The organism is Pseudomonas sp. MWU12-2345 (genome assembly GCF_023242385.1).
GTDB classification, from domain to species: domain Bacteria; phylum Pseudomonadota; class Gammaproteobacteria; order Pseudomonadales; family Pseudomonadaceae; genus Aquipseudomonas; species Aquipseudomonas gingeri_D.
In genome coordinates this window covers 321,792-334,423 of sequence record NZ_JALLJA010000005.1, presented here as the reverse complement: position 1 = coordinate 334,423, position 12,632 = coordinate 321,792, and the positions used below count along the sequence as shown (strand labels likewise).

Genomic DNA, 12,632 nt, shown 5'->3' with positions numbered 1-12,632 from the left:
TTTAATAGCCAGGTGCCACCACCGCAAAAAGCGCGAAGTGGCTCGCAAAAACCACGTCTTAAAGCCTCCGGGACGCACAGGCAAGCGCACAGATCAGAGCGCCTGGCCGGGCTGATCGCACCCAGGTCCGGGAACGATCAACCCGCGGCTGCGTTACACCATCTCGTTGAGAATCCACTCGGTCACCGACGTACGCTTGGGTGCCCAGCCCAGCAGTTCGCGGGCTTTCTTGCCGCGTACCCGGCTGTTGGAACCCAGGCCGTAGTTGGCCATTTCATAACCCCACTCGGCCTCGGCGTCAGCCAGCGGCCAGTCCTGCGGCTCGCCCAGGTTCAGGGCCCGGGCCATGGCGGAGGTCATCTCGATAAACGCGGCCTCACCGCTTTCCACAAAGTAGAAGGCGCCCGCCGGGGTCTTGGTCAGTGCCAACAGATACAGCGCCACCACATCATCGATATGCACGTTGGACCAGATGTTCCGGCCCGTGCCGACATGGCGCACCACACCACTCTTGCGCGCCTGCTTGAGCAGCCGTGGCAACTGCACGCTGTCGCGGTTCACGCCCCGGCTGTGACCGTAGATCAGCGTGTTGCAGAGCACCGCCGAGCGCACGCCGAAGGCGGCCGCGCCCAGGACCAGGTTGTCGATGGCCACGCGCGCGGCCTTGTCGACAGTCGGTTCGGGCAGTTGGTCTTCATAGTAAATGTGGTCGCTGGCCAGGCCGCCGGAGGCATCACCGACAATGCTCGAACCGCTGGTGTGCAGGAACACCTTGTCGGAGCCGCGCAGGGCGCCAAGCAAGGCTTCCACCGCCCCTCGATGGTCGCTGCTGGCGGCGTTGATCACCGCGTCGGCCTGGCGTGCCTGTTCAGCGAGCAATAGGCTGTCATCCAGGGTACCGATGACAGGGGTAATGCCCAGGCAACGCATTTCTTCAGCCTGCTCGGCGCTGCGCACAAGGCCCGTGACCTGATGACCGGCCTTGACCAGGCCAGTGGCGATGGAGCCGCCGATAAAGCCGGCGGCGCCGGTAATGAAAACGTTCATGGAGAAACTCCGTGCGTGGGTCAGTGATGGACCCAGTATCGAAGACTTATCCGTGCCGAATAAGCCTATGCGACCCAATTCACTCTTGCGCAGGCGTCACGAATGATCTGAAAGCATCAGATCCGCCCCCCCATGCCGACACCTACACGGCATACCCCGCCAGCTTGTCCTGGATGAAATCGAGGAAGCACTGAATCCGCAACGCCAGCTGCGAGTTGCGGTAGTACACCGCGTGAATCGGCTGGCGATAGCCGCTGTTGGCCTCGGGCAGAATCACCCGCAGGCGCCCGGCCTGGATGTCCTGATGGGTCATGAAATGCGACAGGCAGACAATGCCCTGCCCTTCCAGGGCCAACTGGCGCAATGTCTCGCCGCTGGACGCGCAGATGCCCGGCTGGATCTGCCAGCGATCACCCTGGGCATGCCGCAAAGGCCAGTGGTTCAGGCTTTCGGTCTGGGTAAACCCGAGCAATGTATGCCCGGACAACTCGCTGACGCTGGCCGGCAGCCCATGCTTTTCCAGATACGCGGGGCTGGCGAGGATATTCAGCGGGCTGCTGCCCAGGGAGCGCGCGTGCAGGGTCGAATCCGCCAGATTGCCGATACGAATGGCGATATCGGTACTTTGCTCCAGCAGGTCGATGATCAGGTCGTTGCTGTTGAGCTCCAACTGGATATCCGGATACAAGCGGCGAAACTCCGCGATATAGGGCACCACCGCATGCAACATGAAGGGCGAAGCGGCATTGATCCGCAGGCGCCCGGCCGGCCTGCGCTGACGCAAGGACAGGCGCTCCTCCAGCTCATCCATCTGCTCCAGGATCTGCTTGGCTCGCTCGAAGAAAAACTTGCCCTCCTCGGTCAGGTCCATGCGCCGCGTGGTGCGGTTGATCAAGGTGGTCTCCAACTTGGCCTCGAGCCGCGACAGGCTCCGGCTGACCGCCGATGGCGTCTGGCCAACCTGTTCGGCTGCGGCGGAAATCGAGCCGCACTCGATGACACACACAAAGATCTGCAATTCATCGGATCTGGCTTTCACCTGTGTTCCTCATGGAAAACTCGCTCGACAATCGCCCTATTCAGCGGCTGCGTTATTTTGTCTGAAATGTATTAATCCAAACACAATTATTACATTGCCAGTGCCGGCCTCCAGATACACTTCCCTTAACTAACTTCGGCACTTAAATGCCTATTGACGCCAATATCCCGACATAAACCGACCTATTCCCCGCCACCCTGTTCTTCAAGACGGACTGTTTTGCCTCCAGGGATAATTCCTTATTTCAGAAATCCCAATTATCAATTATTCTCAGCCACACAAGAATTACACTACAAAAATTGGGATGGACTCCCCTCAATCTAGAGAAAAGTCCTACTCGTTACGCCGACAACAAAGACAGCGCCGCCTGACCTGCCTTTGGGCATGAGGTGATGGACGGAAGGTGAGTGCTTTAAGGATGCTTGTATTAATGCGTAACGGACTTGCCAATGTCGCTTGATTTCGCAATTGATGTCCAAGACCTGAGCAAGTGCTACCAGATCTACGACACCCCCCAAGACCGCCTGCTGCAAATGCTGCTGCGCAATCGCAAGCGATTCTATCGTGAGTTCTGGGCGCTCAAAGCCATCTCCCTGCAAATTCGCCGGGGCGAAACCGTCGGTATCATCGGCCGAAACGGCAGCGGAAAATCCACGCTCCTGCAGTTGCTCTGCGGGACCCTGACGCCCACCCAGGGCACCCTTCAGGTCCAGGGCCGGATTGCCGCCCTGCTGGAGTTGGGCGCAGGCTTCAATCCGGAATTCAGCGGTCGCGAGAACGTCTACCTGAATGCCGCGGTCCTGGGCCTGACGCCGGCACAGATCGACGCCCGTTTCGAAGAGATCCAGGCCTTCGCCAACATTGGCGACTTTATCGAGCAACCGATCAAGACCTACTCCAGCGGCATGCTGGTGCGGTTGGCCTTTGCGGTCTCGGTATGCGTGGAGCCGGATATCCTGATCGTCGACGAGGCGCTTTCAGTGGGTGACGCAGCGTTCCAGTTCAAGTGCCTGAACCGCCTGGAGACCCTGACCAAAAGCGGCACCACGCTGCTGTTCGTGTCCCACGACATGAACCTGGTCAAACGCTTTTGCCATCGGGTGATCTACCTGGACCAGGGCCAACTGGTTGCCAGCGGTGCGCCCGAGGACATGGCCGAACTGTACCTGCTCGACATGCGCGATGAACAGCGACGCTGGGCCTCCGGAGGCGATATCGCGGTCACGCGCAAGTCATTCCTCGACACCCGGGACGGTATCGCCTTCGGTACCTCGGAAGGGCATATCAGCAGCGCCGTCTTCACCAACACGCAAGCGCTGACATCCGTCTACCTGTACGGCGAAAGCGTCGAAATCCACGTCCAGGCACGGATTCAAACGTCCATCCGCCAACCCTCGATCAGCTTCACCCTTCAAGAAGCCCACCTGCTGGTCATCGGCGGCGCCAACCTGGCGCTGGTGGTAGAGCCAGCGGAAGATGGCTGGCAGCACGCGTCAATCACCGTCACCTTCAAGGCCAAGCTGGCGGCGGGTCGCTATCACGTCACCCTCAAGCTCATGGATGGGCTGATCGAACACACGGCCCAACTGATCGAAAAACAAGTGGCACCGCTGGCTTTCGAGATGCTACCCAATGCCGAGAGCTTTCTCGGGACCGTCGACCTCGGCTGGCTGGCCGTCGACACCACTACCCGGGCAAACCCTCTACTCAGTAACGGAACCGTGCCATGCAAATGACCGGACGCACTTGGCACATCGGGATCTTCGGCACCTTCGATGTCGAGAACTATGGTGACCTGCTGTTCCCCATCCTCGCCGAGGCCGAATTGACCAAACGCCTTGGCTCGGTTCAACTGCATCGTTTCTCCTACAATGCGAAAGACCAGGCCGAGTGGCCCTATGCGGTGACTTCGGTCGCCGATCTGCCGGAGTTGGCCGAGCAGCTCGACGGTGTCCTGATCGGCGGCGGGTTCATCATCCGCTTCGATAAAGTCGTCGCCCATGGCTACTTCCCTCCCAGCCCGGATATCCATCACCCCACGGGGTATTGGTTATCGCCGGCGCTGATTGCCCAGCAGCATGGCATCCCGGTGGTCTGGAACGCCCCGGGCATGCACTGCAATGATATTCCCGAGTGGAGCACGCCCCTGCTCAAGCTGGCGCTGGAGCACAGCCAGTGCGTGCGGGTCAGGGATGAACCCACCCGCGAAAGCCTGGGCGCGCTCAGCCCGAACACCGACATCCAGGTGCTGCCCGATACCGCCTTCAACCTGCCCAACCTGATCGATGAGCTGCACCCCAGCGCGGCCTTTGCTGAACTGCGCCAGACGTTCGGGCTGGATGCGCCCTATATCGTCATTCAGTCGATTCACGTGGTTGAACCGTTTTTGCAGCTATTCGAGCAACATCCGGAGGCGCTGGCCGGCTACCGCCTGCTGGTCATGCCGATCGGCCCGGTGCTGGGCGACCATCCCATGGTGGTGACCGCGCGGATACCCGACGCCATAACCCTGCCGTTCTGGCCGGAGCCACTACTGCTGGCGGAGATCCTCTGCCACGCCCAAGCCATTATCGGTCACAGCTATCACCTGTCCATCAGTGCCCTGGTATTCGGCGTGCCGGTGTTTTCGACGGCGGATCTGAGCACCGGCAAGTACACGGCACTGGCCGAGATGGGGCAGATGCATGCCCTGCCGCCAGCCGAAGAACTGACGGTGCATTGGTTTACTTCACGACTTGGCAAAACCCGGCCATCGGCGTCGTTAAGCGCCGCAAAGGTGGCGCTGGCCGCCTATTGGGACCGGGTCGCGAAGATCATCGCCCAAGGCAAGACCTCGACTCGCAGCGCCCTCAACCGCTTCTGGCAAAACCTGCCCACCTTGCTTGAACATGGCGATAACCAGCCCTCGGCACCGACAGCAATTGCAGCACCTACGCTCGACTTTCTGAATATCGAGCTCAATGCACGACAGCGACAGATCTTCCTGCTGACCGAACAACTAGCGCTCAGCGAAGCGAAGGTCACGAGACTGCAAGCATCCAACAGCTTCAGAGTTACGGCGCCTCTGCGCTCACTGAGGCGTGGTTTCAGAAAATTGAGAGAGCGATAATGCAACCCATCCTGAACCTGTCGGCGCTCAAACACGGCGCACTCAAGACCGATCCCTATGCATGGGCCGAGATCGGCAACCTGTATTCGGCACAAGATGCCGCGGCCCTGGCCGCGACCTATCCCCACGATCACTTCAAGACCGTAACGGGCTATGGCGGCGAAAAGAATTATGACTACGAGGCCCGCGCCCTGTTGCCGATGGGCAGCGAGGCGATTGCCTACGAGCCGGAACTGAGCGATGTCTGGCGCCGACTGGCCCGGGATCTGTGCAGCGCGGCCTATCGCGAGGCCCTCAGCGCCCTGACCGACCAGGACCTGCGACAGGCACCGATGGAAGTGAATGTTTTCCACTACGGCCCGGGGGCCAGCCTGGGCGCCCATCCGGACCTGCCGGACAAACGGGTCACCCATATTCTCTATTTCAACGAGTCCTGGGACCGGGCCCATGGCGGCTGCCTGAACATCCTGCGCAGCAAGGACCCCGCCGACGTGACTGCACTGGTCGAGCCGCTGGTGGGCAACTCTGCCGTGCTGGTCCGCTCGAACAACTCCTGGCACGCCGTCTCTCCAGTCGTCCCGGAGCAGAGAATCTCACGCCGTAGTATGACGGTGACTTTCTACCAGCCCGGTTCCGAAAGCTCGATGTGGCCGCCTGGCGATACCACGCCGCTGCACAGCTATCCGCGGGGCTGATTGAAACAAGACCGGGGCTGGAGCCCCCAGCCCCCGGTCATTTCAAGCCATCAGCCGCCGATCAGCAGATGCCCACCCAGCAGGCCCAGGCCGATAAAGAACACCCGTTTGAACAGCGTGGCGCTGACCCGTTGGCGCAGCCATTGCCCGAACAGCATGCCAAGGATCGCGGGGAGCAGCACCAGCAATGAGGCCCCCAGGGCCCCCTCTCCCAGCGCCCCACGCCAGAACAGACCGAGGGCCAGCGCCAGGGTCGAGACAGTGAATGACAGGCCCAGCGCCTGCACCAGCTCATCCTTGTTCAAGCCCAGTGCTTGCAGGTAAGGCACGGCGGGAATCACGAACACGCCGGTGGCCGAGGTGATGATCCCCGTGACCAATCCACAGGCCGGACCCAACCAGGGTTCCGTCCGCGGCCCCACCCGTAGCGTCGGCAGAAACAGGCCACTCAAGGCATACAACAGCAAGGCGACGCCCAATCCCCGCACCATCCCATGGCCACCCTCCACCCCACCCAGCCACCACGTGCCGGCGCCGGTGCCGAGGAAGATCGCCAGCAACATCGGCCAGAGCCGTTTGAGTAGGGTCGACAAGTGCCCACCCGCCGCCAGTTGCCAGACATTGGTCAGGGTCGCGGGAATGATCAACAGCGCCGCAGCCTGCGTCGGGGCCATAGCCAGGCCAAGCAGGCCCATGGCAACCGTCGGCAGCCCGAGGCCGATCACCCCCTTGACCATGCCCGCCAGCAGAAAGGTGCCCAGCACCAGCAGGGAAAGGGCCAGGCCCAGGCTTTGGTAAAACTCGAGGAATGTACTCATGCCGACAGACTGGACCCGGGCGGCGAGTTTGAAAATCTGTCATGCATTGAGCTAGCCTTTTGCAAAGAGAGAGGCTGAGCATGCACTTCGACCTGATCGACCTTAGGCTGTACCTGAATATCCTCGACGCCGGCAATATCACCGCCGGGGCGGCGCGCAGCCACCTGTCGTTGCCGGCCGCCAGTGCACGGATACGGGCTCTGGAAACCTCCCTTGGTACGCCGTTCTTCCAGCGTGGCCGCCGTGGCGTCACCCCCACACCCGCCGGCAAGGCATTGGCCCAGCATGCCCGGCTGATGCTGCAACAGGCCGAACGCCTGCGCCAGGACCTCGCCGAATACGCCCACGGCGTGAAAGGCCAGGTCCGCCTGCTGGGCAACAGCGCCGCGATCAGCGAGTACCTGCCGGAACGGCTCGCGGACTTTCTGCGCAACCACCCGCATATCGACCTCGACCTGCAGGAGTTGCCCAGCCTGCGAATTGTCCACGCCATCAGCCAGGGCGCGGCGGAGATCGGCATCGTCTCCGACGCGGTGGATACCCGGGACTTGCAGACCCGAGCCTTTTGCGACGATCCGCTGGTGGTGGCGATTCCCCTCGGCCACGCCCTGGCGGAACAATCGCACCTGCGCTTCAGCGATACCTTGCGCCACGAACAGGTCGGTCTGCCCGCTGGCAGCGCCCTCGCCGCCTACCTGGAAGAACAGGCCTTGCACCTGGGGATGCGCCTGCAACTGCGGGTGCGGGCCGACGGCTTTGACGGGGTGTTGCGCATGGTCGCGCGCGGCGCGGGTCCCGGCATCGTGCCCCAGGCAACCCTGGATCGTTGGCCGGGTGCGACGGCCTTTGTCAGCCGCCCGTTGCCCGAGCCCTGGGCCCGACGCAAGCTGCTGCTGTGCGCCCGCTCGTTCGAACACCTGCCGGGTTATGCCCGCGCCTTGCTCGACGCGTTATGCGCTCATGGGCAGGTCGATGTCGAACCTGGACAACTGCCCGGTGCCGACGACCGCTAGGGTGCAGGCTTCCTCAAGAACCTGCGCCCGGAGCCCAGCATGTCCAATCCACCGATCACCGTTCTGCGCGACACCCACCCGTTGCCGGTCCTCGATGCCTGCAAATGGGAAAAACTGGCGGGCGACCCGCACACCGTCAACCTCAACGCCTACACCAGCGAAGACGGCAGCAAGATCATGGGCACCTGGATCTGCACCCCGGGCAAATGGCGGGTCGAGTACCTGAAGTGGGAGTACTGCCACTTCCAGGAAGGCTACTGCATCATCACCCCGGACGGCCTGGCGCCGATCCACCTGCGCGCCGGCGATATCTTCGTGATCGAGCCCGGGATGAAAGGCACCTGGGAAGTGGTGGAAACCGTGCGCAAGTATTTCGTCTTCGCCTGATTCCGCCGCGCCGGAACAGACCGCGAGAGAAACGACGGAGAACCCTGTCCGTCGTTTCCCCCAGTCCCTCTAGACCGTTTCACCGAGCGCTGAAACAGCCGCCGCCCTACGATTGGCCAGCACATAAACGATCGCCCCGCTGCCGGCACCGATCAGCCATCCCCAGTCACCGACATTGAAAATCAAGCCGAATGCGCCCAGCAACGCCAGGCCGATCGACAGGCTTCCCGAAACGATCAGCGCGAACAGGGCCTTGTTGTTCCAGCCGCCCTCGAAATACAGCGAGCCTTCAGGCGACAGCGTGTACAGATCCTCCAACTTGATGACCTGGCGCTTCACCCGATAGTAGTCGGCGACCATGATGCCGAACATCGGCCCCAGCACCGCACCGAAGATACTGACGAATATCGTGATCGCCTGGGGACTCGAGACAAACAGCCATGGGCAGACCAGCACCGACAGGATCGAAGTGATCAAGCCGCCCAGCTTGAAATTGATTTTCTGCGGCGCCAGATTGGCGATGTCATAGGCCGGCGAGACGAAGTTCGCCACGATATTGATGCCCATGGTGGCGACGATAAAGGTGAGCGCGCCGATGATCGACACCAGGGGGTTATTGATTTTCTCGACAATCAGCACCGGGTCCATGATCGCCTCGCCGAAGACCTTCATCGAACCGCCCGTGACAATCACCGTGATGATCGCAAAAACGATGAAGTTCACCGGCAGGCCCCAGAAGTTGCCCTTTTTCATCACCGCTTCGCTCTTGGCGAAACGGGAAAAGTCGCCGAAGTTCAGCAGCAGCGCGGCGAAGTAGGCGACGATCAGCATCGCGGCACTGGCCATCAGGCCGATCGACTCCAGGCCCGTGAAGTGCTTGTCGGAGAACTGCATCGAGAAGCTGTCCAGGCCGGTCTTGGAGATCATCCAGCCGGCCAGCGCGAACATCACCACGTAGACCACCGGGCCGCAGAAATCGATAAATTTGCGGATCGTTTCCATCCCGGCCAGGAAGATCACCAGCTGGAAAAACCACATGAAGGCGAAGCTGATCCAGCCCAGCGTGGACAGCCCCAGCAGGCTGTTATGGGTGAACTCCGCCGCCGAGGGCAGCATCGCGATCACCAGCACCTGCACCGCCTTGGAGGCGAAATAGGTCTGTACCCCATACCAGACGATACCGACGATTCCCCGCACGACCGCGGCGAGATTGGCGCCGCGGACGCCGAAAGACATGCGCGCGACCACCGGAAACGGAATGCCGTACTTTTGCGACGGCCTGCCGATCAGGTTCATCAGGAAGTAGACGATGGTGATCCCGACGATCATCGAGAGCAGCACCTGCCAGCCCGTCAGCCCGAGAAAGAACAGGCTGGCGGCAAAGGTATAACCGCCGACCGAGTGAACGTCGGACATCCACATCGAGAACAGGCTGAACGTCCCCCAGGTTCGCCCCTCCGGCGCCGTGGGCGCCAGGTCCTGGTTGTAGAGCTGGGCGTGCGCGCCGGTGATGACGACCACCGGGACCTGATTTGCATCGATAGACATCGGGGTGACTCCCATGATTTTTCGCATTCTGATTGGCATTATTTTGAATACAGATGCATGCAAGATTGGCCACAACCGCAAGCCTGATAAACACGTATCAGCAAAATACGCGCCAGAAAAATCATGAGCCGTCTGATGAACGCTCGAAGATCTGAACTTGAAGGGGCCGTGCTGCTTGGAGACACTCCGATTGGTGCGACTGAAGTCTTTAAAATGGATACATCCAATGAATAAAATTGTTCATTGAAGTGTTCGATCAGCGTAGACGCTTATTTTTCGGGCACGGGCTTTCCGATCCCTTTTTGGGTTCGAAATCCTGCCGAGGCGTATTTGGACGATACGGGGGTCGCCGTTTGATAGCGCCCAGGCGCGAGTCCGGTGCAACCGTTGCGCCAATCTGGTGCCTGCAGGAGCCCGCCACCGGCGCCCAGCAGACCTCGGTGGCGAGTACCGAACTGTCGCGACTGGCGGCCGATATGCATCGCTTGGTGGCGCGCTTCAGTCTCTGAGGTTGACGCTTAGAACAGCCCCAACTGCCCGCCGATCAGGGTGCTGAAATCGTCCTGGACAAAGGGCAGGATCGCATCCGCCACCGGCTGTAGCTGCCGGGTGATGTAGTGGTCGTAGTCGATCGGCGCGCGGCGTATCTCCAGCGGCTCGGGGCCGGCCAGGGTGATCACGTAGCTGATCCAGCCACCGTTCTGGTACTGCCGGGGCCGGCCTTGGGCATCGTTGTACTCATCGGCCAGGCGTGCCGCCCGCACATGGGGCGGCACATTGCGCTGGTAGTCGCCCAACTGGCGACGCAGGCGCTTGCGATAGACCAGCCGGTCGTCCAGTTCGCCCGCCAGAGTCCGGCGCACGTAGTCACGTACATAATCCTGATACGGCATCCGGTCGAAGATCCGCCGGTACAGCTCCTGCTGGAAATCCTGGGCCAGGGGCGACCAGTCGCTGCGCACGGTTTCCAGGCCCTTGTAGATCATCTCCTGGGTACCGTCGGCACGGGTCACCAAACCGGCATAACGCTTCTTGCTGCCCTCCTCGGCACCGCGGATCGTCGGCATGAGGAAGCGGCTGAAGTGGGTTTCGAATTGCAGCTCCAGGGCGCTGTCCAGCCCGAGCTCCTGTCGCAGGTGTTCGCGCCACCATTGGTTGACCTGGGCCACCAGGCTGCGACCGATCTGCGCCGCCTCTTCATCGCTGTGGGCTCGCTTGAGCCAGACGAAGGTGGAGTCGGTGTCGCCATAGATCACCGCGTAACCCTGGGCTTCGATCAGCTCGCGGGTGCGCCGCATGATCTCGTGGCCACGCAAGGTGATGGACGACGCCAGGCGCGTATCGAAGAAGCGGCAGCCGCTGGAACCGAGCACGCCGTAGAAGGCGTTCATGATGATCTTCAGGGCCTGGGACAGCGGCGCATTGTGTTCGCGCTTGGCCGTCTCCCGGCCCTGCCAGACACTCTCGACAATGGCCGGCAGGCAATGCCGCGTACGGGAGAAACGCGCGCCGCGAAAGCCGGGAACCGAGTCACTGTCGTCGGGATGGCGCAGGCCTTCCACCAGCCCCACCGGGTCGATCAGGAAGGTGCGGATGATCGACGGATAGAGGCTTTTGTAATCGAGCACCAACACCGATTCGTACAGGCCGGGCCGTGAGTCCATGACAAAACCGCCGGGGCTGGCTTCGGGGGTGCGCTCCCCCAGGTTCGGCGCGACAAAGCCCTGGCGATGCATCAACGGCAGGTAGAGGTGGGTGAACGCCGCCACGGAGCCGCCGCTGCGGTCGGTGGGCAAACCGGTGACCGTGGCGCGCTCCAGCAGGAAGGTCAGCAACTGGGTCTTGTCGAAGATCCGCGTCACCAGCTCGCAGTCCTTGAGGTTGTAGCGCGCCAGGGCGGGCTTGTCCTCGGCGAACATGCGGTCGATCTCGTCCATGCGCTGGTACGGGTTGTCGATGGACTTGCCCTCGCCCAGCAAGTGCTGCGCCACATATTCGAGGCTGAAGGAAGGAAAGCTCCAGGTGGCCGAGCGCAGGGCCTCTATGCCGTCGATGATCAAGCGGCCGGCGGCGGCGGCAAAATAATGGGTGTTGCGCGCGCCGTTGTCGCGCCAGCCCATGACGTCGCCGCCACGTCCCAGGCGCAGCGGCACCTTCAGGCGTTCAGCGTGCTCGTGCAGGACGCGCAGGTCGAACTGCACCAGGTTCCAGCCGATGATCGCGTCCGGGTCGTGCAGGGCCAGCCAGTCGTTCAGGGCCTCGAGCAAGCCGGCACGGGTGTCACGGTAGTCGAACTTGAAATCCACCTGGGTGGCATCGCCGTTGGCCGGTCCCAGCATGTACACCTGACGCTCGCCGCAGCCTTCCAGGGCGATGGAATACAGTTCGCCCTGCATGGTGGTTTCAATATCCAGGGATACCAGCTTCAGGCGCGGGCGATAGCCCGGCGCCGGTTTCATCTGGGTATCGAGCAGCGGGCCGTCAACGTTGGCGGTGCCGCCGAACTGGACCGGCGCGGTGATAAAGCGCTCCATCAGGAAGCGCTCGGGCGGACGGATATCGGCTTCATAGACATCGACGCCGCCCTTGCGCAGCAGCTTCTCGATATTCATCAGTTGCCGATGTTGCTGGCAATACAGGCCGAGGATGGGACGATGGTGGAAGTCGAGCAGTTCCAGGGGACGCAACTCGACTCCACGCTCACCACGCAGCAAGGCTTCGGCACGTTGGCGATGGGCGACGGGAATGAAAGCGACGGAGGGTTGCGGCGGTAGCCGGACATGCCGGGGACCGTTGTCGGTGGCCAGCCAGAACTCGACCTGCGTGCCCGTGGGGGTGTCGCGCCAATGCCGGGTCAGGACAAACCCCTGCTGTAGATCCACCACCCGCACCTCGAAAGCATTTTCAGGGGGATGATTCTACGCGTCATGGACGGACAGGTGTGCGGATCCGGCCCCGTTCAGGCCCTCAAGAACA

At 61.8% G+C, this 12,632-nt stretch carries 11 protein-coding genes; 6 read left to right on the top strand and 5 right to left on the bottom strand.

What is annotated here, in order from left to right; genetic code table 11:
• Positions 1 to 153 precede the first annotated feature (153 nt).
• Both M5C71_RS13580 and M5C71_RS13575 read right to left on the bottom strand, forming a co-directional pair.
• Positions 154 to 1,047: an NAD-dependent epimerase/dehydratase family protein gene (locus M5C71_RS13580; RefSeq protein WP_248768031.1), complete on the bottom strand. Its 894-nt coding sequence runs from the start codon at positions 1,045 to 1,047 to the stop codon at positions 154 to 156.
• 142 nt (positions 1,048 to 1,189) lie between these two features.
• Complete coding sequence (locus M5C71_RS13575) at positions 1,190 to 2,086, bottom strand: LysR family transcriptional regulator (protein WP_248747154.1); 897 nt, start codon at positions 2,084 to 2,086, stop codon at positions 1,190 to 1,192.
• Positions 2,087 to 2,535: 449 nt separating this feature from the next.
• Here M5C71_RS13575 and M5C71_RS13570 point away from each other — a divergent pair, with 449 nt between their 5' ends.
• Genes M5C71_RS13570 through M5C71_RS13560 form a run of 3 tightly spaced genes read left to right on the top strand, consistent with a single transcriptional unit; the run spans position 2,536 to position 5,890 of the window.
• A complete protein-coding gene (locus M5C71_RS13570; protein WP_248768030.1) occupies positions 2,536 to 3,822 on the top strand; it encodes an ABC transporter ATP-binding protein in 1,287 nt (428 codons plus the stop codon).
• Positions 3,813 to 5,195 (top strand): polysaccharide pyruvyl transferase family protein, encoded by a 1,383-nt coding sequence (locus tag M5C71_RS13565; RefSeq protein WP_248768029.1) that lies wholly within the window; start codon positions 3,813 to 3,815, stop codon positions 5,193 to 5,195. The genes M5C71_RS13570 and M5C71_RS13565 overlap by 10 nt, the downstream gene beginning before the upstream one ends.
• Positions 5,195 to 5,890 carry a 2OG-Fe(II) oxygenase gene (locus M5C71_RS13560; RefSeq protein WP_248768028.1) on the top strand — a complete coding sequence of 232 codons (696 nt, stop codon included), beginning with the start codon at positions 5,195 to 5,197 and terminating at the stop codon, positions 5,888 to 5,890. The genes M5C71_RS13565 and M5C71_RS13560 overlap by 1 nt, the downstream gene beginning before the upstream one ends.
• A gap of 50 nt (positions 5,891 to 5,940) precedes the next feature.
• Here the strand turns inward: M5C71_RS13560 and M5C71_RS13555 are convergent, their stop codons facing one another.
• Positions 5,941 to 6,708 carry a sulfite exporter TauE/SafE family protein gene (locus M5C71_RS13555; RefSeq protein ID WP_248768027.1) on the bottom strand — a complete coding sequence of 256 codons (768 nt, stop codon included), beginning with the start codon at positions 6,706 to 6,708 and terminating at the stop codon, positions 5,941 to 5,943.
• A gap of 80 nt (positions 6,709 to 6,788) precedes the next feature.
• On the opposite strand from M5C71_RS13555, the gene M5C71_RS13550 reads away from it, so the two are divergent.
• Both M5C71_RS13550 and M5C71_RS13545 read left to right on the top strand, forming a co-directional pair.
• Positions 6,789 to 7,721 carry a LysR family transcriptional regulator gene (locus tag M5C71_RS13550; RefSeq protein ID WP_248768026.1) on the top strand — a complete coding sequence of 311 codons (933 nt, stop codon included), beginning with the start codon at positions 6,789 to 6,791 and terminating at the stop codon, positions 7,719 to 7,721.
• 39 nt (positions 7,722 to 7,760) lie between these two features.
• On the top strand, positions 7,761 to 8,108 hold the full coding sequence (locus M5C71_RS13545) for a cupin domain-containing protein (protein ID WP_103496138.1): 348 nt from the start codon (positions 7,761 to 7,763) through the stop codon (positions 8,106 to 8,108).
• 69 nt (positions 8,109 to 8,177) lie between these two features.
• On the opposite strand, the gene M5C71_RS13540 is transcribed toward M5C71_RS13545, so the two are convergent.
• Positions 8,178 to 9,656 carry an NCS1 family nucleobase:cation symporter-1 gene (locus M5C71_RS13540; RefSeq protein ID WP_248768025.1) on the bottom strand — a complete coding sequence of 493 codons (1,479 nt, stop codon included), beginning with the start codon at positions 9,654 to 9,656 and terminating at the stop codon, positions 8,178 to 8,180.
• Between the two features lie 353 nt (positions 9,657 to 10,009).
• Between M5C71_RS13540 and M5C71_RS13535 the strand changes: the two genes are divergently transcribed.
• Entirely contained in the window at positions 10,010 to 10,165 is a 156-nt protein-coding gene (locus M5C71_RS13535; RefSeq protein ID WP_248768069.1) for a hypothetical protein, read from the top strand.
• Between the two features lie 9 nt (positions 10,166 to 10,174).
• On the opposite strand, the gene M5C71_RS13530 is transcribed toward M5C71_RS13535, so the two are convergent.
• Positions 10,175 to 12,538: a DNA polymerase II gene (locus M5C71_RS13530; protein ID WP_248768024.1), complete on the bottom strand. Its 2,364-nt coding sequence runs from the start codon at positions 12,536 to 12,538 to the stop codon at positions 10,175 to 10,177.
• Positions 12,539 to 12,632 lie beyond the last annotated feature (94 nt).

Excerpts from the sequence above, each read along its gene's own strand:
- M5C71_RS13545 (WP_103496138.1), top strand. The coding sequence starts at position 7,761 with ATGTCCAATCCACCGATCACCGTTCTGCGCGACACCCACCCGTTGCCG.
- M5C71_RS13550 (WP_248768026.1), top strand. The coding sequence starts at position 6,789 with ATGCACTTCGACCTGATCGACCTTAGGCTGTACCTGAATATCCTCGAC.
- M5C71_RS13560 (WP_248768028.1), top strand. The coding sequence starts at position 5,195 with ATGCAACCCATCCTGAACCTGTCGGCGCTCAAACACGGCGCACTCAAG.
- M5C71_RS13555 (WP_248768027.1), bottom strand. The coding sequence starts at position 6,708 with ATGAGTACATTCCTCGAGTTTTACCAAAGCCTGGGCCTGGCCCTTTCC.
- M5C71_RS13580 (WP_248768031.1), bottom strand. The coding sequence starts at position 1,047 with ATGAACGTTTTCATTACCGGCGCCGCCGGCTTTATCGGCGGCTCCATC.
- M5C71_RS13570 (WP_248768030.1), top strand. The coding sequence starts at position 2,536 with ATGTCGCTTGATTTCGCAATTGATGTCCAAGACCTGAGCAAGTGCTAC.
- M5C71_RS13540 (WP_248768025.1), bottom strand. The coding sequence starts at position 9,656 with ATGTCTATCGATGCAAATCAGGTCCCGGTGGTCGTCATCACCGGCGCG.
- M5C71_RS13565 (WP_248768029.1), top strand. The coding sequence starts at position 3,813 with ATGCAAATGACCGGACGCACTTGGCACATCGGGATCTTCGGCACCTTC.